Below are 23,190 nucleotides of genomic sequence, written 5' to 3'. Positions count from 1 at the left end.
ACCCGCTGAAACAGCTCCCACAACTCATCCGGCACCAGCCGCTCAACGATCCTCACCACAGCCAGCAGCCTACTCAGCCAAATGAGATGACGTCTAAGCCTCCTGGCGCACCGCCGTGCTTGCCGGGACCACCGAGCTCGCGGATGCGTACCTTCTGGCCGTCCCTGATGCTCGCGGGGATGCGGACCTGGTAGGTCTGCTGCTCCCGGACGATCCGGCCCTCTCCCTTGCAGGTCCCTCACCACACCTCAGGACCAGACCGATGCCACCCGCTCCGACCCCCCAGCCGCCACAGCGGCTCTCCCCTCTGTCGTGGCACGCATGACCCTTAGCGCTACTGGCGCGGCCTGCCCCAATACGGTCTGGCAGCGCTACGCCGGCGTCGACCAGTGGGCTTCCTGGTCCCCCCAGACCAAGGCCGTCCACTGTGAGGGCCGCCGCCTGAGTCCCGGCCTGAGCGGCACGGTGGATCAGTCGCCGGCATCCATGTCGCCTTCGTCGTTGAAGCCGTCGACCCTGACCGCCGCACCTGGACGTGGCGGGTACGCCTGGGACGCATCCAGATCAGACTGCACCACGAGGTCAGGCCACAGGGCCGCGGCACCAACACGAGCCTGACCATGGGCGGCCCGCAGCTCGTCCTGCTCGCCTACGCCCCCTCGCCCGACTCGCTCTGCACCGCCTGGTACAGCCCTGACTCGATGCCGGCCGCTCGGGGCTGTCCGGCTGGCACGTCGACCGGTACGTCCGGCAGGAGCCGTGCGCAGCGGCCCCGCAGACAGGAGGAGCAGGGTTCCACTGCCGGGCCTGCGGGGCCGGTGCATCACTCACGCACCCTGCGATGCGTCCGATACGCCCGATTCCTCCCAACCGTTCGCACAGGAAGGGCTGGTCACGTGAGAGGGGCCCTGCCGTATCCGGCCGAGCCCCTCTCACCTCTCGCGTGGCGTATCGGCTACCAGCGGTACCAGCGGCCCTTGCGGCCGCCACTGTCCGCCGTACGGACGACGAAGCCCAGCAGCCACACGACGAGCACGATCACCGCGATCCACCACAGCGCCTTCAGCGCGAAACCCGCACCGAAGAGGATCAGGGCCAGCAGAAGAACCAGAAGCAGGGGAACCATCGTTATCAACCTCCTGGCCACCAGATGCCCTTACCTCAGGCCGACAAGCCCATAAAACGGGAGTTATTTCCGCGCGGTGCGGGGCATATGCGCGGGCGCCGAGCGCCATGACTGGTTCCCCCAGTTCCACCCCTCACGCACCGCAGTTCCGCCTCGTCAACTGGGGTGCCGGGCCTGTGGTCAGAGTGTGTCGCCGGAATAGCGGATGCGGCAGGCGGTCACCGGGCCCGGTGTGCGCGGCTCGTCGGCGCTGGGGTCGTACAGGGCACGGCCGCCGGGCCACCGCGACAGCTCGGTGGCCAGGGCGACACCACCGTCGACTTCCTTCGCGGTCCAGCCGGCAAGCGCTGTTCGGGAAGGACCCGGAGTCGCCGCGTCCCCGCCGCCCCCGCACGCCGGCCCCGGCACCCACCGAGAACTGTGAGAACAATGCGCGTGCCGGACCCCGCGTCTGCGGCACGATCACAACTCGACGCCGGCGTCGTGCCACCACGCCCGGTGGACACCTCCGGCGCGGCTTCCAGCAACGCACGCCGCATCGACCGGTACTGCCTGTGCTTCCACTAGAGTCGCCGTATGACGGAGGCACCGGCCCAGGACCGCGGCGCGCGGTCCCGTGACGCGATACTCGACACCGCCACCGACCTGATGTCGCGCCACGGCTACGCTGCCACGTCCATCTCGATGATCTCCGCCGCGTGCGGTCTGCCGGTCAGCTCGATCTACTGGCACTTCGGCAGCAAGGAGGGGATCTACGTCGCCGTGCTGGAGCGCGCCAGGACCGCGCTACTGGCGGCTCTGCCCTCGGCCGAGGTGCCGGGCGCCGACGTCGCGCAGCGTCTGGACACCTTTCTCATGGAGGTCGGGGACGCCTTCCAGCGCCAACCGCGTGGTGTGAAGCTGCTGTTGGGGCTGGGCATGGTGCGGCAGGACGCCAGTGCCGCGGCCGTGGCCGAGGTGCGTCACTACCGCGACGCGCTGGTGACCTGGGCCCGGGATTCGGTGAGTTCCGTCTTCGCGCTGCGTGACCGCCCCGAGGCAGCGGACGAGTTGGCGCGCTTCACCCTGAGGATGGCGAGCGGAACCGCCGTGGCCCGTTGGTTCGAGCCGGATACCGTCCTGGAGACCGGACCACTGCGCGTGGCGTTGCTGGCGCTGGCGGCTTGCCACGGCGTTCCGATGCGGGGCGTCCCTGGCGAGGACGCCCCGTCGCCGGGCGTCACCTGATACCTCCGAGGATGCCCCAGCCTTCAGGCCGGGGAGGAATCGGACCCCTGCGGAGCAGGGCAAGGAAAGAGCAATCGCCGTCAGGGCGATTGGTCGTCGCCGTTCACGGTGGTGAGGGCGACCTCGAGCAGATGCAGGATCTCGGAGTTGAGGGAACGCCGGTCGGCGCGGGCCGCTTCAACGAGGCGTGCGTGCAGTTCCGTTGGCAGGCGGAGAGAGATCCGCTTCTCATCGTCCTTGCTAAAATCATGCCATGACGACGCCACGGAAGCAGCAGGAGGATGCCGGGCACGCTCGGTACACCTACCGACTGCGCGTGTCGTCGACCGCCCGCACCGGCCTGCTCGCCGAGTGGGACCGCTGCCGGTGGACCTGGAACGAATGCGTCGCCAAGTCCCGGCAGATACACGCCCACAACCGCGCACACCCGGACGACAAGCTGACGTGCGGCCCGGCCCAGCTCGACAAGATGCTGACCGAAGCCCGCGCCACATTGTCGTGGCTGCGCGACGGTGCTTCGGTGCCGCAGCAACAGGCCATCCGGGACTTCGCCAAGGCGAGGTCCAAGGCGCTGAAGGACATCGAGAAGCGGTTGCCAATCCGGCAGCGCGCGGGCATGCCCAGGGTGAAGAAGAAGCGTGAGACGCTGCCGACGCTGAACTACACCACGCGGGGATTGCGGCTGAAGGACGGACGTCTGCACCTCGCGGGCGGGATCGTGCTCACGGTGGTGTGGTCGCGGGACCTGCCCTGCGCACCGTCCTCGGCGCGCGTGTACCGCGACAGCGTCGGGCACTGGTACGCGTCGTTCGTCGTCGTCGCCACCGAAGCCCAGCCGCTCCCGGCCACGGGCCGTATCCTCGGCGTGGACTGGGGCGTCAAGGAGACCGCGACCACCACGTCCGACGCCCACGACCTCCCCCACTCCCAGCATGGGAAGAACGCCGCACACAAACTCGCCCGCTACCAGCGGATGACGGCCCGCCGTAAGCCCGCACGCGGACAGGCCGCGTCCAGGGGCTACCAGCAGGCGCAGCTGCAGGCCGCGAAGCTGCACAAGAAGGTCGCCCGGCAGCGGCAGGACACCGCCCGCACATGGGCCAAGTCCGTGGTCCGCGACCACGATGCGATCGCCGTCGAGGACTTCCGGCCGAAGTTCCTCGCCAAGTCCACGATGGCGCGCAAGGCGGCGGACGCCGCGATCGGCGCCACCAAGACCGCCCTGATCGAGACGGGTCGCAAGCACGGGCGGGACATCCGCCTCGTCAATCCCGCACATACCACCATGGACTGCGCGTCGTGCGGAGCGAGAACCAAGCACGCACTTCCTCTTTCGGAACGTACCTACACCTGCACCGCGTGCGGAGTCGTATCCCCCAGGGACAAGAACTCCGCCCGCGTGATACTCGCCCGGGCTGGTCTCAACCCGGCTGGTGCCGACGGCGTAAGACCTCCGGGAGCACCGCTCCCGGAGGCAGCCCGAGCCAGCAATCCCCTCCCTTCAGGGAGGGGAGGATGTCAAGGCCAGGGAATGACGACCCGGTACTTGCCGCCCGCAGACTGCTCGGGTGGCTCGTGGGCGCGTTCGACCCTCACCTGGCCCGCGCCGTGAGCGGTGAGCAGGGCGACCATCTCCTTTCGCACCGCCGTCCACAGCCGCTCCCGATCTGCTGCGGCGGCGGACAGGATCCGCACGCGGATGCAAGTGGGCGCCGTCTGGACGATTTGGAACAGGTCGATACCCGGGATGCTTTCCAGGAGGGTCTCGAAGGCCATCGGCACGACGTGCACGCTGCCCCCGTCCCGGCGTGGGAAAGACAGCACCTCGGCCGCGCGGCCGCGTACTCTGATCGCGGGGAGCGGGTCTCCGCACGGGCACGGGTCAGGACGCAGCAGAACGCTGTCGCCGAGGTCGTAGCGCAGGATCGGCTGTGCCCATCGGCACAAGCTGGTCAGGAGCACGGTGAAGGACTCCTGGCCCGGAGGGGTGGGGCGGAGGTCGGAGCCGACGGGCTCCAGGATCAGCCAGTCGCTGTGGACGTGGAGCCATCCCGACGGGCAGCCGTAGGCCAGGGCGAGGCTCTCGTTGCAGCCGTAGGTGTCGACCAGGTGCGACCCGAAGGCAGAGCGGATCCTGCGGTGGTCGTGGTCACTGACGCCCTCGGCCAGCAGTGACACCGCGGCCGGGGCGATACGCAGCCGACCGGCCAGCTGCTCGCCGGCGAGTAGCGCGATCACAGTGGCGTAGCCGGCCAGGAACACCGGGCGGTACTGGTTCAGCTGGTCCACCAGCTCGGGCAGCGGGCTGTGCACCGACAGCACCCGGCTGCCCCGGGCGGGCAGCCGACCGGCCGCGCGGGAGCGGACGATGACGGTGTACGCGGCCAGATGGCCGCCGGTGGCCACGATGTGCGCCGCCCGCATGCGGCGGGCGAGCAACCGGGCCGTCACCACGGGCGTGAGGGTACGCCGGGCGGCCCGCAGCGACAGGGCCCTGACCACCGCCGCCGCGCGGTCGTCGAGCAGGAACAGGCCCCGGTGGCCGGTCGTTCCGGAGGTGGTGGTGACCAGGTATCGGCCCAGGAAGCGCTCGCCGGCCTGCCGGGGATCCGCGACGAAGGCCCGTACGCGTTCGATGGTCACCTCGGGATCGGTGACCCAGTCGTCGAAACGCGCCATCAGGTTCTGCTTGCGCGTGACCGGCAGCAGGGCGGAATCCTCGACGCGTTCGGGTAGCGTCCGGTACAGCTCGCGGTAGTACGGGGAGTGGGTGCGGGCGAAGTCGATCATCGCGGCCAGCCGTTCGCGCTGCCGGTGTGCCAGGACGTCCGGGCCCTGCCGCAGCGTCCGGCGCCCGTCCCGGATCAGGGCGAGTGTCGATGTCATCGCACGGCTCCTCCGGGAACGGAAGCGGGCTGCCAGAACGCGCAGTGGTGGTCGGCAGCGAACCCGGTGGTGGGTCCTACCCGGTCCGGGGCCAGCACCTGGATACGGTCCCCGTCGGCCGTGTAGCGCGGCCAGGGCTCAGTCCCGGGCGCGTTGGGGTCGCCGGTGGCCGCGAAGCGGGCCCAGTAGGCGGTCATCGTGGCGGACAGCCGCCGCTGGGCGGGCGTCAGGGGCGCCACCGAGTCCATGGGGAACAGATAGGCGAGTTCGGAGGCGTGGAAGGCACCCTGCGGCGTGTGCGGTGCCGGGATGAACGGCGGTGCCTGGGCGTCGTGGAACTCGTAGGCGTAGACGGGCGCCCGGCTGCCGTACAGCCGGTTGTCGGCCCGTGCCGGGCAGGCGAACCGCTGATCGGTGCCGATGGCGGAGTAGGCCAGGTTGGCGGACGGATAGGCCCAGACCGGGTAGATGTCCAGGACCGCGGCCGCGCGGTTGCCGTGCTGGAGCCGGACGAGGTCGGCGTACGAGTCGGGGGTCAGAGGGCCGCCGCCGAGCAGATCCACGTACAGCGCGGTGAAGTAGCGGTATTCGTCATGAGTGTTCCCGCTCAGCGTCGGGACCGCGTTCACTCGTCCATCGGCCCACGCCGTGTGCGGAGGGCGGGGCAGGACACCGGGGCCGGTGTTGGGGGCCCACAGGGAGGCGGCCCCTGTCCCGGTGGCGCGGACGAGCTCAGTGGTGGGCAGGGCACGCAGGCAGCCTGCCGCGGTCGTCGGGTCGGTGCAGCCGACCGAGGCCGCGAAGCCGCTTCCCTTTCGCTCGGCCGCGTCGAGCGGGAGGGGTGTCAGACCGCCGTCCGCGGCGCAGGCTCCGCTCTGCTGGATCGCCCGGTGGAACAGGCCTTTCGCGGTCGGCGAGGCGACGTGGAGGCAGGTGTCCGCCGATCCGGCGGACTGGCCACCGAGCGTCACCCGGTGCCGGTCGCCACCGAAGGCACCGATGTTGCGCCGCACCCAGCGCAGGGCGGCCTGTTGGTCCATCAGGCCGTAGTCGCCCGAGGCGTGGTCCGGGCTCTCGGCCGACAGGGCGGGGTGGGCCAGGAACCCCAGTGCCCCGAGGCGGTAGTTGACGGTCACCACGACCACACCCCGCGCGGCCAGGGCGCTGCCGTCGTAGTCGCTGCCCGCGCCGTGGACGTTGCCTCCGCCGTGCAGCCACACCAGGACCGGAAGGGGGCGGTTGCCGGTGCGGGCGGGTGTCCGGACATTGAGGTACAGGCAGTCCTCCACGGTGCTGCCCGTGCGGTGGGACTCGCCGGGCAGGACGGGGCCGCCGTCGGGGAGCAGCGTCAGGGGTGACTGGGGGCAGGGGTGGGCCGGTGCGGTGGCGTTCCGTACGCCTGACCATCGCGGCGCGGGGCGCGGCGGACGCCAGCGCAGCTCACCGGTCGGCGGGGCGGCGAACGGGATCCCCTGGAAGACCCGCCCGCCGTCGTGGACGGCCGCGCCCCGCACCCAGCCGCGGTCGGTAGGCACGACCAGGGAGTCGGGGGCGGAAGCGGCGCGGGCAGTGGGCGCAGGAACGGTCAGTGACAGGAGCAGGGCCGCGACGGCGGCTGTGGCGCGGGCCAAAGTGGGGCGCAGGCTCGGGGCTCTCATCCTTCGCTCCAGATGTCGGGGTTGGGGCATCATGGCGTGTGCTCGTATGCGCCGATGTCACAGGTGGCGCCCTGCGGGCGAGTGACGCCGCGCTGATCGGTGGCCGGGCAGCCCTCGGCCGCGTCCAGGGCGGGACTGCCCGGCAGCAGCGCCACGGTGTCCGTGGGGCCGCCATGGTTCGCCAGCGGTCCGACCAGCGGGTCACGACTGGGCAGATCGCCCGCGGCCGAGAGCCGGCAGCTGCCGTCGCCGTCGATGTTGTGGCCCAGCGACGTGATGGTGGCGAAGGCCTTCTCGCAGTCGGCGGCCGCGCCGTCGACGGTGTTGCCCGCGACGACGGAGTTGCGCAGGGTCATGCGCCCCAGTGGCAGATCGACGATGTCGGGGATGGGCGCGGGCAGGCTGTCCAGGTAGGCCGGCGCAATGTTGATTCCGCCTCCGCCGTCGCTGGAACTGTTCCTCGTGATGGTCGAGTTGAGGATCTGCACGGCTCCCAGGCCGCGGATGTCGATGCCTCCGCCGTAGCCGCCGAGGCTGCCGGGGCGGTCGCCGGGGTTGGTCACGCGGTTGTCGGCGATCGTCGAGTTCGTCACGGTGCCGCTGTCGTCGAATCTGATGCCGCCGGCCTCTCCGGCGGCGTTCTGGCTGACCGTGCTGTCGACGAGATCCAGGTGGGAGTCCGGGATGTTGAAGACGCCGCCGCCGTAGCCGGCGGAGTTACCGGTCACGGCGACCCGACGCAGCGTCAGGTGTCCTGCGTTGGCGATGCCACCGCCACCGGTGTCGGTGAAAGGCAGTTCGCGCTGCTTGGCCCTTCCCCCGGTGATCGTCACATCGGACATGCGGGTGTCCGCCCGCAGGCGGAAGACCCGGTCCAGGTGGTTGGCGTCGATGACGGTGCTCCGAGCGCCGGCGCCCTGGATCGTGGTGGGTGCGTCGACGTTCAGGTCCCCCGTGGTCGGGTCGGGATGGTCGCCGATGATCAGCCGGGGGTCGGGCGGGATCGTGAGCCGGTAATGTCCGGGGGGCAGTGTGACCGTACTGCCCGGCCGGGCGTTGGCGGCCATGACGGCGGCACGCAGGCTGCACGCGCCCGACGCGGTGCGGCACCAGCCGTCCGACGGATCGGCGTCCACCGCGTCGGAGGTGGTGTCCACGACGAACTCCGCTGGGCCGGCGGCCGGGGCCGCGGTGGCGGTAGTGGTGGCGGTGAGTGGCGCCGTGATGGCGAGGACGGTGGCGGCGAGTGTCGCAGGGGTGACTCGGACTCTCATGCGGTGAACTCCTCCTGGCGAGGAATCTGGGCGTACGAGGAATCGGTGGCTGCGGGAACTGGGCATTGGTGGGGGTGCGCGGCTCGTGCGGATAACGGCGCGTGGTTGCGCTGGGAGCGGCGACGCCGACCGACGAGCGGAAGAAGAAGCGGCAGAGCGGGAGAACTAAGGTCCGCGCGTCTGTAGGGAGCGTTCCATTCAGAGCGGTCCGTGTCTACGCGCCGACAGAGAAACGGCCGAAGTGGAGCGCTGCCGTACATCGGGAGAAGACCAGGCCGAACGCCTCCAGGTAGCGGTGCAGCGCCGCCTCGATGGGCGCCGGCACGGCGATGGGGGCGTGGACCAGGGCGTCCCAGTCGCCGCAGCGCCAGTCGAGGGCACCGTCCGGCGCCGCGATGCGCTGGGCGAAGACGCGACAGCCGACCACGGTGACGCGCACGTCGCCGGTCTTGGGGATCCGCGCCTGGAACAGGTGGGCGGTCACCGCCAAGGACTCGTCGAAGGTGTCGCGGACGGCGCGCTGGGCCCAGGTCGCGGCGGTGTTCCCCTCTTCGCCGGCGGCAGGCCGCGGAACGGCTTGTAGATCACGGGCCCGTGCTCGGCGGCGAACTTTTGGGCGTCCTCGACGTCACCGGTGATCAGGATCGGCGGGAGGGGCAGGCCGGGCTGGGCGGCCGTCTGGAGCTGGGCGGGCTTGAAGTCGGCGGCGGTGACCGAGCCGGGGTGGTTGCCGTAGCGGATGCCGTGACCGTGGTTCGCTGCCAAGCGAAGTGATGATCGCCCGCTCACTGGCTACCGCGACGGCGTGGGCACGTCGACGGGTGACAGCGCGGTTGACAGATCGTTGTTCGGTGCGCAGCGTTCCGGCGGCCCCGGGGGGACCGTCAGGCGCAGCCGCGCCGCCAGTTCCAGCCCACGAAGGTGTGACGCAGATCCACCTCGAAGTGGCAGGAGACGGTGCCTACGGCCTTGATCTCGACGTACGAGTGGTGGGTGTTGGCGTACCAGGTCCCGGTCGCGTCGAAGATGCCCCGGTAGGTGAAGTCCGCGTGTGCCTCGCTGCGGTAGACGGAACAGCCAGTGGCGCAGTCGACGCTTTCGGTGGCCGACTTCCGCGACCAGCCCGCGTCCCACGGCTCCCGGTTCCACTGCTGGGTGGCGTCGGTGGCCGCGCTCACGACACCGCCGCCGGTGGTCCAGCGCGACGTCAAGTACAGGCCGGTCATACGGATGTTGCAGCAGTCGTACATTTCGTTCCAACTGGAGAGCCCGTGCCGGCCGCTCTCGGTGTCTTTGATCCCAGCCCCTGCGGCGGTTCCCTCGGCCCGGCCGAGCGGTATCAGCCGCGCCTCACCAGGTCGTGGCCTGCAGTCGGCGCCGATCGAGACCTCCTGCTGTACGGCCATGCCCGCGGGCGGCGCGGGCAGTGAGCCCGTCAGCCGCATATCGCCACAGGAGTGGTTGGCTCGCGCTCCGTCGCCGACGGCGGACGCCGGAACGACCGCGAAGGACAGCACAATGGCGACGAGCGCTGAGCCACAAGCGATCCGGATAGGCAACTGCATTCCCTTTCCTCAGTGTCGACTCGGCCCGATACCCGCGCGGTATCTTGGTTACCGCTCAGCGGATGCCCGTGATCTGCCGGGGCAGTCCAGCGCAGACGCCTCCGCCATCAGCCCCTCTCCCACCGGCCTGGGACGCGGCCTTCGGTGCCTGCGGCCTCTGCTGGCTCCTCCTGTCGTACTGGGAACGTGGTACCACAGCCCGTCCCTCCCCCAACGACACGGAGTTCCATCCCCACCGGCAACCACCAACCATCCACATCCGGTTGAACAGCTGCATCTGAGTCAATCCGCCCAATCCCCGGCGCACCGCAGTCCGTTGAGATGCATAAGGAGCGCCGTCGGCTCGCTTCGACCCGGCCTGACACCACACAGGGGCGGATTCGGAGGATCTCGATGAAGGCGCGGCTGCTCTGGGCTGCCGCTGCGGCGGCCGTCGCTGCCACCGCTGCGCGCGCAGCGGCCAGCTGGATCGAACGCCAGCCCGACCCCGTCCCCTGCCAACGGCTCCGCCGCGAGCCCGAGGGCGAGGAAGCGTTCCTCCCCCGCCCCGACGGGACGGTGCTGCGCACCATTGTCGCGGGTGAAGGCTCACCGGTGGTAGTGGCTCACGGACACCGTGCCTCGCTCCTGGAGTGGAATCTGGTGCAAGCCGCCCTGGTGGCCAGCGGTCACCGTGTCATCGTTTTCGACCAGCGCGGCCACGGAGGGTCGACGCCGGGTGCGGACGGTATCGGCTCCGGCCCTATGGCGCAGGACTACCTGGCGGTCCTGGAGCACTTCGACGCACGCGACGCAGTGTTCGTCGGGCATTCCGTGGGCGGGTTCCTCGCGCTTCGTGCCGTGCTCGACCATCCCGCCGTCGCCCGGCGGCTGCGCGGCCTGGTGCTGTTCGCGACCTGGGCGGGCCGCATCTACGACGGAGCACCGCACAACCGGCTGCAGGTCCCGCTGCTGGAGATGGGCATCCCCCAGCGACTGGCCCGCACCCGCACGGGCGGACTCCTCTTCGGAGCCGCCCAGTGCGGCAAACGCCCCTCTCCCGCGATGATCGAGGTCTTCCTCGAAGTCTTCCTGCAGCAGGCCCAGGCCTCCCTCGTGCCGATCGTGCGAGCGTTCGCCCGCGAGGACCGCTATCCACGCCTGGCCGAGATCGCGCTCCCCACCGTCGTCATGGTCGGCTCGGCCGATCGCAGCACACCGCCCAGCCACGCCCGACGCCTGACCGCCGGCATACCGGGCGCGCGCCTGATGACCGTGCCGGACGCCGCACACATGTTGAACTGGGAGAACCCCCACGCCCTGGTGCAGGCCGTCAGCTCCCTGCACGAGGCTCGTTGACCCCCTGACGCGAAGCGACCTCCACGCCACCATGCGCCACTGTGGCGGGTAGTGCGCGGTCGATTCTCGGCAGGAGGCGGGCCTCCTCGGGCAATTGGCCGGTAGCGCGGTGTGATCCGCCCTCCGATGCCGCTTAGGTAAAGGGGTCGCGTAGCCGTGTCGGGCGAGGGAGGACAGGTGTACGACTACATCATTGTGGGTGCCGGATCAGCGGGGTGCGTGTTGGCGAGCCGGCTCAGCGAGGACGAGACCACGCGCGTTCTGCTCATCGAGGCGGGACCCGTGGACGACGCCCCCGAGATCCACATTCCGGCAGCGTTCAGCAAGCTCTTCCAGACCAAGTACGACTGGAGTTACCTCACCGAGTGCGAACCGGGACTGGACGGCCGCCGTCGCTATCTGCCCCGCGGCCGGATGCTCGGCGGCTGCTCGTCCATGAACGCGATGATCTACATACGTGGCAATCGCCGTGACTACGACGCCTGGGCGGCCGGCGGCGCCGACGGGTGGAGCTGGCAGGATGTCCTGCCCTACTTCCTTCGCACCGAAGACTTCAGGGGCGCCCCGTCGCCCTGGCACTCCACCGGCGGGGCTCTGACGGTCAGCGAGGGCCGTTCCCGGCATCCGCTGGCGGAGGCCTACGTCACGGCAGCACAGGAGGCGGGCCACCACTACACGAGCGACTTCAACGGCCCCGAGCAGGACGGCGTCGGCTATTACCACCTCACCCAGCGCAACGGCCTGCGCTGCAGCACGGCCGACGCCTATCTGCGGCCGGCCCTGTCCCGGCCCAATCTCGAGGTGCTCACCGGTGTCCCGTGCACCCGCGTACTCCTGGACGGCGACCGTGCGACCGGTGTCGAGGTGGAGCGGGACGGCGAACTGCTGTGCCTGCGTGCCGAACGGGAGGTCGTGCTGTCGGCCGGCGCCTACAACTCGCCGCAGCTGCTCATGCTCTCCGGCATCGGCCCGGGCAGCGAACTCGCTTCCTGCGGCATCAGGCCCCGCGTCGACCTCCCCGTGGGGGAAAACCTGCAGGACCATCCGCATGTCGGTCTGTGCTATCTCACCGATACCGAGTCGTTGTTCACCGCCGAGACACCGGAGAACGTCCGCCTGCTGGAGACCGAGGGGCGCGGTCCCCTCACCTCGAACGTCGGCGAGGCCGGCGGGTTTCACCGCACCCGTGAGGGACTGGACGCCCCCGACATCCAGGTGCACGCCACCCCGGTGATGTTCCACGAGGAGGGCATCAGCCCCGTGGCCGACCACGCGTTCATGTTCGGCGCGGTCGTCCTCGCCCCCACGAGCCGGGGCAAGGTCTCCCTGCGGTCGGCCCTGCCCAGCGCCAAACCGCGCGTTCTGCACAACTACCTGACCACCGAGGAGGATCGCGCCACGATGATCCGGGCACTGCGGATGTTGCTCGACATCGCCGCTCAGCCCAGCCTGGCCAAGCACCGGCGTGCCGACTTCCGCGTACCGCGCTCCACGGACGACGCCGGCCTGCTCGACTTCGCCCGGCGCGAGTTGCAGACTCTTTACCACCCGGCGAGCAGTTGCTCCATCGGCCCCGTCGTGGATTCCCGGCTCAGGGTGCACGGCGTGGGCGGCCTGCGGGTGGTGGACGCCTCGGTGATGCCCACCGTGGTGCGGGGCAACACCAACGCCCCGACGATCATGATCGCGGAGAAGGGCGCAGACATGATCCGCGGTCTCTGATCTCCGAGAGCCACAGCACGGCCTGGTCGCACTGGCTGGCCGGACGTAGCCGCCTTTCCGGACCGCTGACCGCTCCTCCTCCCCCAAGTACGGCCGCAGCGACGGACGACCGTCTCTCAGCCGCCGAACGTCCCCTGTCGCGAGGGCGCCGACAACTTTCGCCGTGGCAATGGACGGGACGTATTGGCCTGGGGCGCCACGACCGAGCTGGACGTGCGCCACCTGACCATCCAGCAGTGGCGGTTCCTCAAGCAGGTGGGCCCTGGGCGGCTGTCTCCCCGACGGCCCGGTCGATCCCGCCTTCCGGGGCCGCTCCCCACTGCGCAACAGCGCGGCTGGCGAACTGGCTATCACCACGGGGATGAGGCTGCGCGAGTTCAGCTGCCTGCTCGACATCGAGGTCGGCCGGCCGCACCGGGCGCCTCCCCCGCTGAGGTGATGTTGCAGGCTATTGCCAAGTTCGGCCTGCCGCGGGTGGTGGCCGTCCAGCACGCGACGCTGCGAGAGATCGATCTCGTATCGCCGCACTAAACGGGCCGCGACGGTGTGGTCCTCGGTGAAGGCCCTATACCGGCGCCGGCATGAACTGTTCGTTGTCGACGATGTCGACCTGCGGCAGATAAAGCCGCGGCGCACCCTGCACGGGCGGCACCGGACCTTCCGCGTCGAGGCGATGCCCGCCGAGATCCGCCGGGTCACCGTCATCGAGGGCGACCTCGGCCTGGAGCCGATGGCCCTGTTCGTCGGCCGCGGCGGACGGATGCTGTCCAGGCAGCGCGGGGAACAGATCTTTGACGAGGCCCACCTGCGAAGCCTCCGGATCAGCGACGAGCACGAGGCCGACGTGGTGATGCCGGCCCGGCTGCGGCTCCACGACACGCGCCACACCTTCGCGATTCATATGCGGGTCTGTGAAACGTTCGGTGTAACTGCCGATCATGGAAGATGCACCGATGACCAGCAACAAAGTGAACTGCTCCGGGTCTGATGGAGGCTCTATGCGTGTACTCCAGCAGCCGGCTGGGGCTGGTGCTGAGCGTAGTGGTTGGTCTCGTGCTCGTGGGGCGGGGTGTCTCCGATCGCGGTGTGGAGGCGCTGGTTGTTGAACCAGTCGACCCATTCCGCAGTGGCGAGTTCGACGTCAGCGAGGCCATGCGAGGGCTTGCGGGGCTTGCTCAACTCCGAGAGAGCAGTCCACGCTCATCGTGAGGAAATCCCAGAAACCCGCAGGTCACATCGGCTCAACCGACGTGACCCAACAACCTAGCAACAAGTAATATTCGGTGCGTCCCACTCACCAAACTGAGCAATGCGCAGGTCAGTCTCGAAAGACTGCTCACTTTCAGAGGGGCCGCAACAAGTGCTCTTTTGAGGTATGCCTGTTGGCATCACCACGTGTAGAAGCCCTGTCCGGTCTTGCGGCCGAGGTGCCCGGCCGCGACCTTCTCACGCAGGATGGCGGGCGGCTCGAAGCGTGGTCCGACCTCCTTCGCCAGATGCTCGGCGATGGCGAGCCGGACGTCGAGACCCACTACGTCCGTGGTCCTCAGGGGGCCTATCGGGTGTTTGTAGCCGAGCGTCATGGCGGTGTCGATGTCCGCAGCCGAGGCGACACCGTCCTGGAGCATCCGCATCGCTTCGAGGGCGAGCGCGACACCGAGGCGTGAGGAGGCGAAGCCCGGGGAGTCGGTCACCGTGATGGCCGTCTTGCCCAGGGCCTTCACCCACTCGTTGGCGTCGGTGACGAGGTCCGCTGATGTCTTCGAGCCGACCACGATCTCCACCAACTCGCTGGCGGGAACGGGGTTGAAGAAGTGCAGGCCGATGAACCTCTCCGGCCGCGCCAGCGCGGTCGCGAGATTGTCTATGGAGAGAGAGCTGGTGTTGGTGGCCAGGAACGCCTCGGGGGCAAACTCCTCCACGCGGGTGAGCACTGACGTCTTCAGCTCGACGGACTCGGGGATCGCCTCGACGACGAGCGCACACGAGACGAGCGCCGACGGGTCTGTCGCCACGGTAAGGCGCTCCGCAACCTGCGGGAGCGGCTCGCGGAGCTTCCCGCGTTCGTCCGCCTTGGTGAGGCTGCCGCGAACACGCCCGTCGGCCGCTGCCGCGGCTGCCTCGTCGGCCTCGATCACGGTCACCGAGGTGCCGGCCAGGAGGAAGGCGTGCGCTATGCCTGCTCCCATCCGGCCACCACCGTAGACACCGACACTGCTGGGAAGGCTCATTGGTTCTCCGATCCGAGGGTGACGTTCTCGATGACGACGGCGAGGGCCTGGCCGACGCCGATGCAGATAGCGGCTACACCCCATCGCTGTCGGTCGGCGATGAGGCGGTGGGCGAGGGTGCCGAGGATGCGCCCCCCGGAGGCACCGAGAGGGTGGCCGATCGCGATCGCACCGCCCCAGGTGTTGACGATGCCAGGGTCGATCCTCCAGGCATCGACACAGGCCAGGGACTGGACTGCGAACGCCTCGTTGAGCTCCACGGCCTCGACGTCCGCCCAGTCGATGCCGGCACGGGCGAGCGCGGCGTTGGCAGCCTCCACCGGCGCGAACCCGAAGTCCTGCGGCGTCAGCGCGTGGACACCACGGCCGGCGATCCGGGCCAGCGGTGCGGTGCCGATGACCGAGGCGGCTTCCTCTGAGCCGACCACCAGGGCGGAGGCTCCGTCGTTGAGGGGGGATGCGTTGCCTGCTGTGATCGAGCCGTCGGGGCGGAACGACGGCTTCAGCCCGGCCAGCTTCTCCACCGTCGAGCCCGGCCTGATCCCCTCGTCACGGGCCAGGTCGACGCCGGGTACGGCGACCACCAGGTCGTCGTACCGTCCGGCCGCCCAGGCCGCGTCGGCGAGTTGGTGGGAACGGACGGCGAAGGCGTCCTGGCGTTCCCGGGAGATCTGGAACCGGTCGGCAAGCTGCTCGTTGCACTCGCCGAGCGAAGCTGTCCACTCGGCCGGCATCCTCTCGTTGACCAGCCGCCAGCCGAGCGTGGTGGAAACGGCCGTGACATGGCCCGCAGGGTAGGCACGGGAGGGCTTGGGCAGCACCCACGGTGCGCGGGTCATCGACTCGACGCCGCCGGCCAGCACGACGTGGGCGTCGCCGGTCTCGACGATCCGCGACGCGGTCATCGCGGCATCGAGCGAGGAGCCGCAGAGCCGGTTGACTGTCGATCCGGGCACTGACACCGGCAGACCGGCCAGGAGCACCGCCATGCGGGCGACGTTGCGGTTGTCCTCGCCCGCGCCGTTGGCGTTGCCGAGGACGACGTCGCCGATGAGGGCAGGGTCCAGCTCGGGTACCTTCGCCAGCACGCCGGCGAGCGCCGTGGCGGCGAGGTCGTCGGGACGCACGTCCGCCAGGGCGCCGCCGAAGCGGCCGAAGGGCGTCCGCGCGGCGGCGTACAGGAAGGCGGAGGTCATCGAGGGTCCCTTCGGGCGATGAGCATGGTCTTGATGCCGTGCTGGACGACAACGTCGTGCTGGTTGGTGACGCGCACCTCGAACTCCACGACGCCCCGGTCCGGCTTCGAGGACGACGGCCGCTGGGCGACGACGGCGTATGTGACGTCGATGGTGTCCCCGAAGTGGATGGCGCCGGCGAAGCTCCACTCCCGGATGCCGAGGAAGGCGATCACGGACTCGTCGAGTTCCCCCGTGCGTGCCCACATCAGCCCGTGGGCGAAGGTGAGCCCGAGCAGGCCGTGGGCTACGCGGGTGCCGAACTGCGTCCGCTTGGCGTACTCCTCGCTGGTGTGCAGGGGGAACCGGTCGCCGGTGAGGCCGGCGAAGTCCCCGACGTCGGCCTCCGTGACCGTGCGAGAGGGACTGCTCCAGGAGCGGCCCACCACCAGGTCGTCGAACCAGAGATTCACCTGGCTCCGCCCAGGCCGGTGGTGATGACGACCTTGCCCTTGACCTTGCCGTCCTTGACGTACTGCAGGGCGTCGGCGGCCTTTTCGAGCGGGAAGGTGGTGTCGACGGCGGCGTTCACCTTGCCCTGGACGAACAGGTCGAATATCTCGGCCATGGTGGAGCGCAAGAGTTCGGGGGTGCGGTCGCGGTAGTCGCTGCTCTGGAGGCCGACCATGCTGATGTTCTTGACCAGCAGGTGCCCGGGCTTGATCGGGTTTTGGCCACCGGAGGCGAAGCCGACGACGACGATCCGCCCTTCCCAGGCGGTGGCCCGGACGATCTGGGTGAGGAAGTCGCCGCCGAGCATTTCCAGCACGACGTCGACGCCCTTGCCGTCGGTGGCGGCGAGCAGGTCGTCGCGCAGCGTCTGGGGGGTCGAGGTGAGCACCACGTCGGCGCCCTGGGTGCGGGCCAGCTCGGCTTTCGCGTCGTCCTGGGCCAGGGCGATGACCCGGGCACCCCAGGCCTTGGCCAGTTGCACGCCGGCCGACCCGACTCCGCCCCCGGCCCCGGTGACGAGCACGGTCTCACCGGCTTTGAGCCGGCCGCGCCTGAGCAGCCCGAAGTGCGCCGTTGAGTAGACCAGCCCGGAGGCCGCAGCCTCCTCATAGGTCATCCGGTCCGGGAGTTCCATGACCAGTTCCTCCGGCACCCGGAGTTGCTCGGCATATCCGCCGTACTCGACCAGGGCCAGCACCCGCTGTCCGACGCCGATACGCTCGACACCCTCACCGACGGCGATCACGCGTCCGGCCGCCTCCTTGCCGGGGCTGAACGGTCGCTCGGGCAGGTTCTGGTATGTGCCCTCGACGACGAGGATGTCGGGGAAGTTGATGCTGACCGCGCCGACCTCGATGACGACTTCGCCGGGTCGAGGGGCCAGGTCGTCGATCTCCTCCACCACCAGGCTGGAAGGGGGGCCGAACTCCTTGACGAGCGCAGCGCGCATCGGTGACTCCTTCGACGGTTGAGGGGCCTTAGGCCCAGGGGGATGCGTCGCCGAGCTCGGCGAGCGATGGGTACGGCGTGGTGCCCGGTCCGCGGCGCAGCGCGGAGGAGATCGGGCTCGGGAGGGTGGGGAACGAGTCCGCGCCACCCGGCACCGACACGCGCTCGGGGGCATCGACATCGACGAGGCCGGCGGCGACGGCCTCGTCCCACGTGGCGACGATCACGGTGCACACATCCTCGCCGTCGAGCACCGAGCGCCAGTGGTCCGCGGTTTCGGCGGCGAACCGCTCGCCGAGCGCGTCGATCACGGCCTGTTCCTGCCCGGTGTCGTCGTGGAACTTTGCGTCGAGGCCCACCAGTTCGACCAGCCGATCCCAGAACTTCTGCTCGAGGGCCGCGCAGGCCACATGACGGCCATCGGCCGTGGGATAGATGTGGTAGCGCGGGCTGCCTCCGGTGAGCTGCTCGGCGCCGGGGCGGGGCCAGCCGGCGCCGGCCTGGTGTGTGGCGAAGTAGCCATAGCCGAGCACCTGGAGGTTGTGGGTCATCGGCACCTGGAGGTGCACGCCCTCACCCGTCTGGTCGCGCCGGCGAAGGGCGAGCAGGATGTTGACGACGGCCGGGTAGGTGCCGGCGGCGATGTCGGCCAGCACGGTCATCGGCAAGCCGGGTGAACCGGTGCTGTCGGTCACGACGCCGAGCAGGCCGGACTCGGCAAGGTAGTTGAGGTCGTGGCCGGCACGCCGGGCGTGAGGACCGGTGGGCCCGTAGCCCGTGATCGAGCAGTACACGACACCCGCGTTGACGGCGCGGATGTCGTCGTATCCGAGTCCGAGCCGGTCGGCCACGCCGGGCCGGAACTGCTCCATGACGACGTCCGCCTCCGCCGCGAGCCGGAGCACGCGCTCGCGCTGGGCCGGGTCCTTGAAGTCGACGCCGTACGCGCGCTTGCCTCGGTTGAGCACAGCGTAATTGGCGCTGGCCTCACCGAACTTCGGCTCGTAGGAGCGCATCTCGTCGCCCCGCACAGGACGCTCCAGCTTGACCACGTCGGCGCCGGCATCGGCCAGCATCAGTGTGGCCAGAGGGCCCGGCAGGAGCGTGGAGAGGTCGAGGACCTTGACCCCGGTCAGGGGCAGCGGGGGCTGGCTCACAGTATCTCCCGGAGCTTGAATTTCTGGATCTTGCCGCTCGGGGTCATCGGCAGCTCCGGAAGGCTGATGACACGCTCGGGCAGGTAGTGCTTGGACAATCCTTGGGCGAGCAGGTACTCGGCCAGGGTTTCGACGGTCGGCTGGGGTCGGCCGTCCTTGATGACCAGGACGACGCAGATCCGCTCGCCAAGCCGCTCGTCGGGGATGCCGACGACCGCGGCGTTGACGACGTCGGGGTGGTCGAAGACGAGGGACTCGACGTCGGTGACGGGGATGTTCTCGCCGCCGCGGATGATGATGTCCTTGCTACGGCCGCGCAGCGAGACCCAGCCGTGTTCGTCGAGACTGGCCCGGTCACCGGTCTTGAACCACAGGCCGGGGAGGTAGGAGTCGTCGGTGGCGTCGGGGCGGTCGAAGTAGCCGTAGACGATGCCTGGCCCGCGTATCAGCAGGTTGCCGACCTCGCCGGTCGGCACGTCCTCGCCGTCCGGTCCGACCACCCGGACCTGCGAGCCGGCGAAGACTGAGCCGTCGGTGCGCTGCATCGCGGCGGGCTCGTCAGGGGTGCACGAAATCAGGATGCTGCACTCGGTCATTCCCCAGGCCGGGCAGATGTAGGCGCCGAGGGCCTCCTGGGCCTGCGCGGGCAGGTTGCGGGGCACCGGGGAGCCGGCGATCACGAGGCACTTGAGCGGGCAGTCGGGATCGCCGGCGAGGTCGGTGCGCATCATGTCCTGGAGGAAGGTGGGTGCGCCGAAGAACGTTGTGACGCCCTCCTGACGGATCACCTGCGTGCCCCAGGTCGGATCCCATCGGTCGACGTGCACCGCGGTGCCGGCAAGCAGCACCGTGAAAACAATGCCCCAGATGAACCCGGTGTGGTGGCCGGCCGGCGAGGCGACCAGGTGCACCATCGGGTCGCCGTACACCTTCGGACCGACGTGCTCGGCCTGCTGTCGGGCGGCGTAGATGAGCGTGTTGTGGCTGTGCATCGCGCCCTTCGGCTCTCCGGTGGTGCCGGAGGTGAAGCCGAGGTAGCACAGCCGGCTCGGGTTGGGGTCGGGGAACGTCTGCGTCGGTACGCCGGCGTGGCTGGACCAGAGGGACTCGCCCTCACGGAGGCCGGAGCCGTCGTCGTCGAGCACGATGACGTGCTCGAGAGTGGGGATCTCGGCGCGCAGCCTGCGGGAGAGCTCGAGGTGCTCGGTGCTGCGCCATCGTCGTGGGACGACCATGACCTTGGCCTTGCTGCGGCGCAGGATCGCGGCCGCTTGACGCTCTCCGTAAGTCACCGGGATACCGGCGTAGATCCCGCCGATCTCGTTGATGCCGAAGACCATCTCGGCGTACTCGACCCAGTTGGGCAGCATCAGCACGACGGCATCGCCCTGGCCGACGCCGAGGGAGGCGAACACGCTCGCGGCATGGTGGGCGTTGGCATCGAACTCGGCATAGGTACGACTCACCCGGTCGCCGTACGTACGGTGCCCGACGAGGGCAGCCCGGTCGGGGTGGGTCAGCGCCGCATCCGTCAACAGTGAACGGATCGACCGCTCCTCCCACCAGCCGGCGGCTCGCCACGCCTGGGCGTCGGCGTCCGTGACCGGGGTGCGCTGGCCGTCGAGGAGCTCAGCCAGCGGGGTGTGCGTCTGAGCCATGGTCATCATGCGTCCTTCCGGAGGACCGTGGCGGGCGGGAGGCCCACCAGTGAGCGCGCCGTGGTGACGGCCGCGCTCTGGATGTCGGCGGCGGCGCGAAGCGAGACCGCGTCACGCAGGTACCGCTCGGCCGGGTACTCCGCGAGGTAGCCGTAACCGCCGTGCGACTGCAACGCGGCGGCGGCCACGTCGATCGCGCTGCCGCAGGCCTCATGTGCGGTCGCGAAGGAGCGGACGGGGTCGTCCTCGGTGGCGGCGAGCACGGCGGTGAGGATGACGGCCGCCTTGGATGCCTGAGCGAGCAGCGACTGCCGCACGGTCGGGATGGCGGTCAGTGCGCCGCCGAACTGGTGCCGTCCGGCGGCGTAGGTCGCTGCGGCGTCGGCGGCAGCGCTTGCGATGCCGGCGGCGACCGCGGCGGCACCGAGCCGGAGCCGTGCTTGTGCAGCCGGGATGTCGACGCCCGTCAGCTCCAGGACTGCGGAGCCGCTCGCGTCGACCTCGAGGGAGCGCGTGAGTGCCCCGCCGAGACCGGTCCGGCGCACTGGCCTGGGCTTGAGTGCCGACGGCTCGACCAGCAGCGCGGTGTCCTCGCCCGCGAGCACCAGCAGGTACGGCGTTTCTGCGGCGACGTCGACCCGGTCGACCGAGCCGTGCAGGGTGTCGCCGGACCAGGCCAGCCGCACGTGCGCCGAGCCTGCGTCGGCGACCGCGACGGCCGCGGTGCCGGCGTGCACACGCTTGACCAGGTCGGCGCACCGGTCGTCGCCGGAGAGCAGGTCGGCCGCGGTGTGCGCCTGCGCGGCGGCCCATCCGAGCGCGGGCCAGCTGCGGCCGAGTTGGATGAGTGCCACGGCGGTGGTGGCGCGGTCGGCGCCGCCGCCGCCGTGCGCCTCGGCGGTGCCGAGGGTCCAGACGCCGAGTTCGGCCAGCTCCGCGACCAGTCCCGCGACGGCCTCGGGATTGTCGGCGAGCACGATGTCGTGGTCGGCGGCGAAGTCGTCCAGCATGGCCATCAGGTCACGCTGGTCGCTGCCGAGTGCAGGGCCGCGCCAGCTCATGACCAGAACCTCTCGCTCTTGGGCTCGCGCCGCTCGCCGAACGCCTGGCTGACCTCGTGGGCCTCCTGCGTCTGCAGGTAGAACGCGAGCTGCTGGTCGTGGGCCATCCGGGCTTGGCCGGATACGCCGTTGTGCCGTGCGGAGAAGGCGCCCTTCAGCCCGGCGATGGCCAGGGGGCTGCGGGTGGTGATCTCGCGGGCGACCTCAAGGGCACGGGCCCGGACCTGGTCGGGGGCGACGACTTCGTTGACCAGGCCCATCTGCAGTGCCTGCGCGGCGGAGTACTTGCGGTTGAGGTACCACATCTCCTTGGCCCGCTTGCGGCCGATGGTGTCCTCGAGGTACCAGGAGCCGTAGCCGGCGTCGAAGCTGCCGACCATGGGACCGACCTGCCGGAACACCGCGGTCTCGGAGGCGATGGTCAGGTCGCAGACGGTGTGCAGCACGTTGCCGCCACCGACAGCGAACCCGTTGACTGCGGCGATGATCGGCTTGGGGATGGTGTCGATCGCCTGGTAGACGTCGATGATCGGCAGTACCTGCGACTGGTCGAGGGAGGTGACCGGGTCGTGCTCGCCGCCGATGCAGAAGAACTTCTCCCCGGCGCCGGTCAGCACGGCTGCCCGGAGTTCGCGGTCGATGCGGAACCTCTGGAGCGCGTCGAAGAGCTCGAGGCAGGTCTGGTGGCGGAACTTGTTGCCGGACTCGGGCCGGTCGATGGTGATGGTGAGGACCGGGCCCTCGGCGCTGACCAGGATGTCGTCGTAGGTCGGTGTGTTCATCGGGCGTCCTTCTCTCCGGTGCGGAGTCCTCGGCCGTTCTTGGCGCCGAGATAGCCGGCGGCGACCATCTGGCGCAGAAGCGGAGGTGGGGCATAGCGGGCGTCGAGGGTCGCGGTGTACGCGCTCTCGGTGGCGTGGAGGTGGACGTCGAGGCCGATCATGTCGAGCATCTCCAGTGGCCCGGACTTGTAGCCGAGACCGAGCTTCAGGGCGAGGTCGATGTCCTCGGCGGTGGCCAGCCCGTCGTCGTACTCCTGGATCACGTCGTTGAGGTAGGGCAGGAGCAGCGCGTTGACCAGGAACCCGGGCCGATCCTTGACGACGACCGGCTCCTTTCCGTCGAGACTGTCGACGAGGACGACCAGCCGGTCCACCAGGTCCTCGTCGCTCTGCAGTGCGCGGACCACCTCGACGGTGCGCATCAGCGGCGCGGGGTTGAAGAAGTGCAGGCCGGCGACCCGGGACGGGTTCGGCAGCGCGGCCGCCAGGTCGGTCACCGAGAGCGCGGAGGTGTTGGTCAGGATCGGGGTCCGCTCCCCCACGACCGCGGCCACCTCGGCCAGGACTGCCTTCTTGACGTCGGCGTTCTCGGTCACCGACTCGATCACCGCGTCGACGCCCACGAGGTCGGCCACGTCGGTGGTGCCACTGATCCGGGCCAGGACCGCGGTCTTGTCCTCCTGGGTCATCTTCCCGCGGGCGATGCCGCCGTCGAGGAACTCCGCGATGGAAGCGGTGCCCGCCTCGATCCGGTCCTGGTCGGTCTCGAGGACGACGATGTCACGGCCGGAGGCGGCGAGCACCTGGGCGATGCCGGCGCCCATGGTGCCGCAGCCGAGCACCGCAATCTTCTGGAAGTCGTTCATCGT

Annotated in this window: 23 protein-coding genes and 1 pseudogene; 5 read left to right on the top strand and 19 right to left on the bottom strand. The window is 69.9% G+C overall.

Features of this window, described 5'->3' with window-relative positions; all coding sequences use genetic code 11:
• Positions 1-73 precede the first annotated feature (73 nt).
• Both ACFRAC_RS33235 and ACFRAC_RS33230 read right to left on the bottom strand, forming a co-directional pair.
• The gene (locus tag ACFRAC_RS33235) at positions 74-214 is read right to left on the bottom strand and encodes a DnaJ C-terminal domain-containing protein (protein WP_382937587.1); all 141 of its coding nucleotides are present in this window, start codon (positions 212-214) and stop codon (positions 74-76) included.
• Between the two features lie 741 nt (positions 215-955).
• On the bottom strand, positions 956-1,126 hold the full coding sequence (locus tag ACFRAC_RS33230) for a DUF5670 family protein (protein WP_011113206.1): 171 nt from the start codon (positions 1,124-1,126) through the stop codon (positions 956-958).
• Positions 1,127-1,702: 576 nt separating this feature from the next.
• Between ACFRAC_RS33230 and ACFRAC_RS33225 the strand changes: the two genes are divergently transcribed.
• Positions 1,703-2,353: a TetR/AcrR family transcriptional regulator gene (locus ACFRAC_RS33225; RefSeq protein ID WP_382937582.1), complete on the top strand. Its 651-nt coding sequence runs from the start codon at positions 1,703-1,705 to the stop codon at positions 2,351-2,353.
• Positions 2,354-2,433: 80 nt separating this feature from the next.
• Here the strand turns inward: ACFRAC_RS33225 and ACFRAC_RS33220 are convergent, their stop codons facing one another.
• A complete protein-coding gene (locus tag ACFRAC_RS33220; protein ID WP_382937576.1) occupies positions 2,434-2,619 on the bottom strand; it encodes an Arc family DNA-binding protein in 186 nt (61 codons plus the stop codon).
• On the opposite strand from ACFRAC_RS33220, the gene ACFRAC_RS33215 reads away from it, so the two are divergent.
• Positions 2,607-3,965 carry an RNA-guided endonuclease InsQ/TnpB family protein gene (locus ACFRAC_RS33215; protein WP_382937571.1) on the top strand — a complete coding sequence of 453 codons (1,359 nt, stop codon included), beginning with the start codon at positions 2,607-2,609 and terminating at the stop codon, positions 3,963-3,965. The genes ACFRAC_RS33220 and ACFRAC_RS33215 overlap by 13 nt on opposite strands.
• Here ACFRAC_RS33215 and ACFRAC_RS33210 read toward each other — a convergent pair.
• From ACFRAC_RS33210 to ACFRAC_RS33185, 6 genes are all read right to left on the bottom strand, one after another.
• A complete protein-coding gene (locus ACFRAC_RS33210; RefSeq protein WP_382937569.1) occupies positions 3,872-5,239 on the bottom strand; it encodes a phenylacetate--CoA ligase family protein in 1,368 nt (455 codons plus the stop codon). The genes ACFRAC_RS33215 and ACFRAC_RS33210 overlap by 94 nt on opposite strands.
• The gene (locus ACFRAC_RS33205; RefSeq protein WP_382937567.1) at positions 5,236-6,897 is read right to left on the bottom strand and encodes a carboxylesterase/lipase family protein; all 1,662 of its coding nucleotides are present in this window, start codon (positions 6,895-6,897) and stop codon (positions 5,236-5,238) included. Before ACFRAC_RS33205 ends, ACFRAC_RS33210 begins: the two co-directional genes overlap by 4 nt.
• A gap of 29 nt (positions 6,898-6,926) precedes the next feature.
• Positions 6,927-8,171 (bottom strand): choice-of-anchor Q domain-containing protein, encoded by a 1,245-nt coding sequence (locus ACFRAC_RS33200; RefSeq protein WP_382937563.1) that lies wholly within the window; start codon positions 8,169-8,171, stop codon positions 6,927-6,929.
• 214 nt (positions 8,172-8,385) lie between these two features.
• The gene (locus ACFRAC_RS33195) at positions 8,386-8,655 is read right to left on the bottom strand and encodes a hypothetical protein (protein WP_382937560.1); all 270 of its coding nucleotides are present in this window, start codon (positions 8,653-8,655) and stop codon (positions 8,386-8,388) included.
• Positions 8,652-8,936 (bottom strand): hypothetical protein, encoded by a 285-nt coding sequence (locus ACFRAC_RS33190; RefSeq protein WP_382937558.1) that lies wholly within the window; start codon positions 8,934-8,936, stop codon positions 8,652-8,654. Before ACFRAC_RS33190 ends, ACFRAC_RS33195 begins: the two co-directional genes overlap by 4 nt.
• Before the next feature lie 119 nt (positions 8,937-9,055).
• Complete coding sequence (locus ACFRAC_RS33185; protein WP_382937556.1) at positions 9,056-9,736, bottom strand: hypothetical protein; 681 nt, start codon at positions 9,734-9,736, stop codon at positions 9,056-9,058.
• 393 nt (positions 9,737-10,129) lie between these two features.
• Between ACFRAC_RS33185 and ACFRAC_RS33180 the strand changes: the two genes are divergently transcribed.
• The 3 genes from ACFRAC_RS33180 (at position 10,130) to ACFRAC_RS33170 (ending at position 13,784) form a co-directional block, all read left to right on the top strand.
• Complete coding sequence (locus ACFRAC_RS33180; RefSeq protein ID WP_382937551.1) at positions 10,130-11,074, top strand: alpha/beta fold hydrolase; 945 nt, start codon at positions 10,130-10,132, stop codon at positions 11,072-11,074.
• A gap of 177 nt (positions 11,075-11,251) precedes the next feature.
• Complete coding sequence (locus ACFRAC_RS33175) at positions 11,252-12,796, top strand: GMC family oxidoreductase (protein ID WP_382937547.1); 1,545 nt, start codon at positions 11,252-11,254, stop codon at positions 12,794-12,796.
• A gap of 556 nt (positions 12,797-13,352) precedes the next feature.
• Positions 13,353-13,784: a hypothetical protein gene (locus ACFRAC_RS33170; protein ID WP_382937542.1), complete on the top strand. Its 432-nt coding sequence runs from the start codon at positions 13,353-13,355 to the stop codon at positions 13,782-13,784.
• Positions 13,785-13,792: 8 nt separating this feature from the next.
• Here ACFRAC_RS33170 and ACFRAC_RS33165 read toward each other — a convergent pair.
• From ACFRAC_RS33165 to ACFRAC_RS33120, 10 genes and pseudogenes are all read right to left on the bottom strand, one after another.
• Positions 13,793-13,981: pseudogene (locus tag ACFRAC_RS33165) on the bottom strand (integrase core domain-containing protein); the annotation flags it as partial.
• 203 nt (positions 13,982-14,184) lie between these two features.
• Positions 14,185-15,027 (bottom strand): 3-hydroxyacyl-CoA dehydrogenase family protein, encoded by an 843-nt coding sequence (locus ACFRAC_RS33160; protein WP_382937540.1) that lies wholly within the window; start codon positions 15,025-15,027, stop codon positions 14,185-14,187.
• Positions 15,024-16,223 carry a thiolase family protein gene (locus tag ACFRAC_RS33155; protein WP_382937536.1) on the bottom strand — a complete coding sequence of 400 codons (1,200 nt, stop codon included), beginning with the start codon at positions 16,221-16,223 and terminating at the stop codon, positions 15,024-15,026. The genes ACFRAC_RS33160 and ACFRAC_RS33155 overlap by 4 nt, the downstream gene beginning before the upstream one ends.
• Complete coding sequence (locus ACFRAC_RS33150) at positions 16,220-16,675, bottom strand: MaoC/PaaZ C-terminal domain-containing protein (protein WP_382937532.1); 456 nt, start codon at positions 16,673-16,675, stop codon at positions 16,220-16,222. The genes ACFRAC_RS33155 and ACFRAC_RS33150 overlap by 4 nt, the downstream gene beginning before the upstream one ends.
• Positions 16,672-17,664 carry an NADPH:quinone oxidoreductase family protein gene (locus ACFRAC_RS33145; protein ID WP_382937527.1) on the bottom strand — a complete coding sequence of 331 codons (993 nt, stop codon included), beginning with the start codon at positions 17,662-17,664 and terminating at the stop codon, positions 16,672-16,674. The genes ACFRAC_RS33150 and ACFRAC_RS33145 overlap by 4 nt, the downstream gene beginning before the upstream one ends.
• Before the next feature lie 28 nt (positions 17,665-17,692).
• Positions 17,693-18,820: a CaiB/BaiF CoA transferase family protein gene (locus tag ACFRAC_RS33140; RefSeq protein WP_382937523.1), complete on the bottom strand. Its 1,128-nt coding sequence runs from the start codon at positions 18,818-18,820 to the stop codon at positions 17,693-17,695.
• Complete coding sequence (locus ACFRAC_RS33135) at positions 18,817-20,478, bottom strand: AMP-binding protein (RefSeq protein WP_382937520.1); 1,662 nt, start codon at positions 20,476-20,478, stop codon at positions 18,817-18,819. The genes ACFRAC_RS33140 and ACFRAC_RS33135 overlap by 4 nt, the downstream gene beginning before the upstream one ends.
• A 5-nt stretch (positions 20,479-20,483) precedes the next feature.
• Positions 20,484-21,539, bottom strand: a complete 1,056-nt coding sequence (locus tag ACFRAC_RS33130; RefSeq protein ID WP_382937515.1) for an acyl-CoA dehydrogenase family protein — start codon at positions 21,537-21,539, stop codon at positions 20,484-20,486.
• Positions 21,536-22,321 carry an enoyl-CoA hydratase-related protein gene (locus tag ACFRAC_RS33125; RefSeq protein ID WP_382937512.1) on the bottom strand — a complete coding sequence of 262 codons (786 nt, stop codon included), beginning with the start codon at positions 22,319-22,321 and terminating at the stop codon, positions 21,536-21,538. The genes ACFRAC_RS33130 and ACFRAC_RS33125 overlap by 4 nt, the downstream gene beginning before the upstream one ends.
• Complete coding sequence (locus tag ACFRAC_RS33120) at positions 22,318-23,187, bottom strand: 3-hydroxyacyl-CoA dehydrogenase family protein (RefSeq protein ID WP_382937508.1); 870 nt, start codon at positions 23,185-23,187, stop codon at positions 22,318-22,320. The genes ACFRAC_RS33125 and ACFRAC_RS33120 overlap by 4 nt, the downstream gene beginning before the upstream one ends.
• Positions 23,188-23,190: the final 3 nt, after the last annotated feature.

It is taken from the genome of Streptomyces sp. NPDC056628, assembly GCF_042792555.1.
Lineage (GTDB): Bacteria > Actinomycetota > Actinomycetes > Streptomycetales > Streptomycetaceae > Streptomyces.
This window is presented reverse-complemented; position numbering and strand designations above follow the sequence as displayed.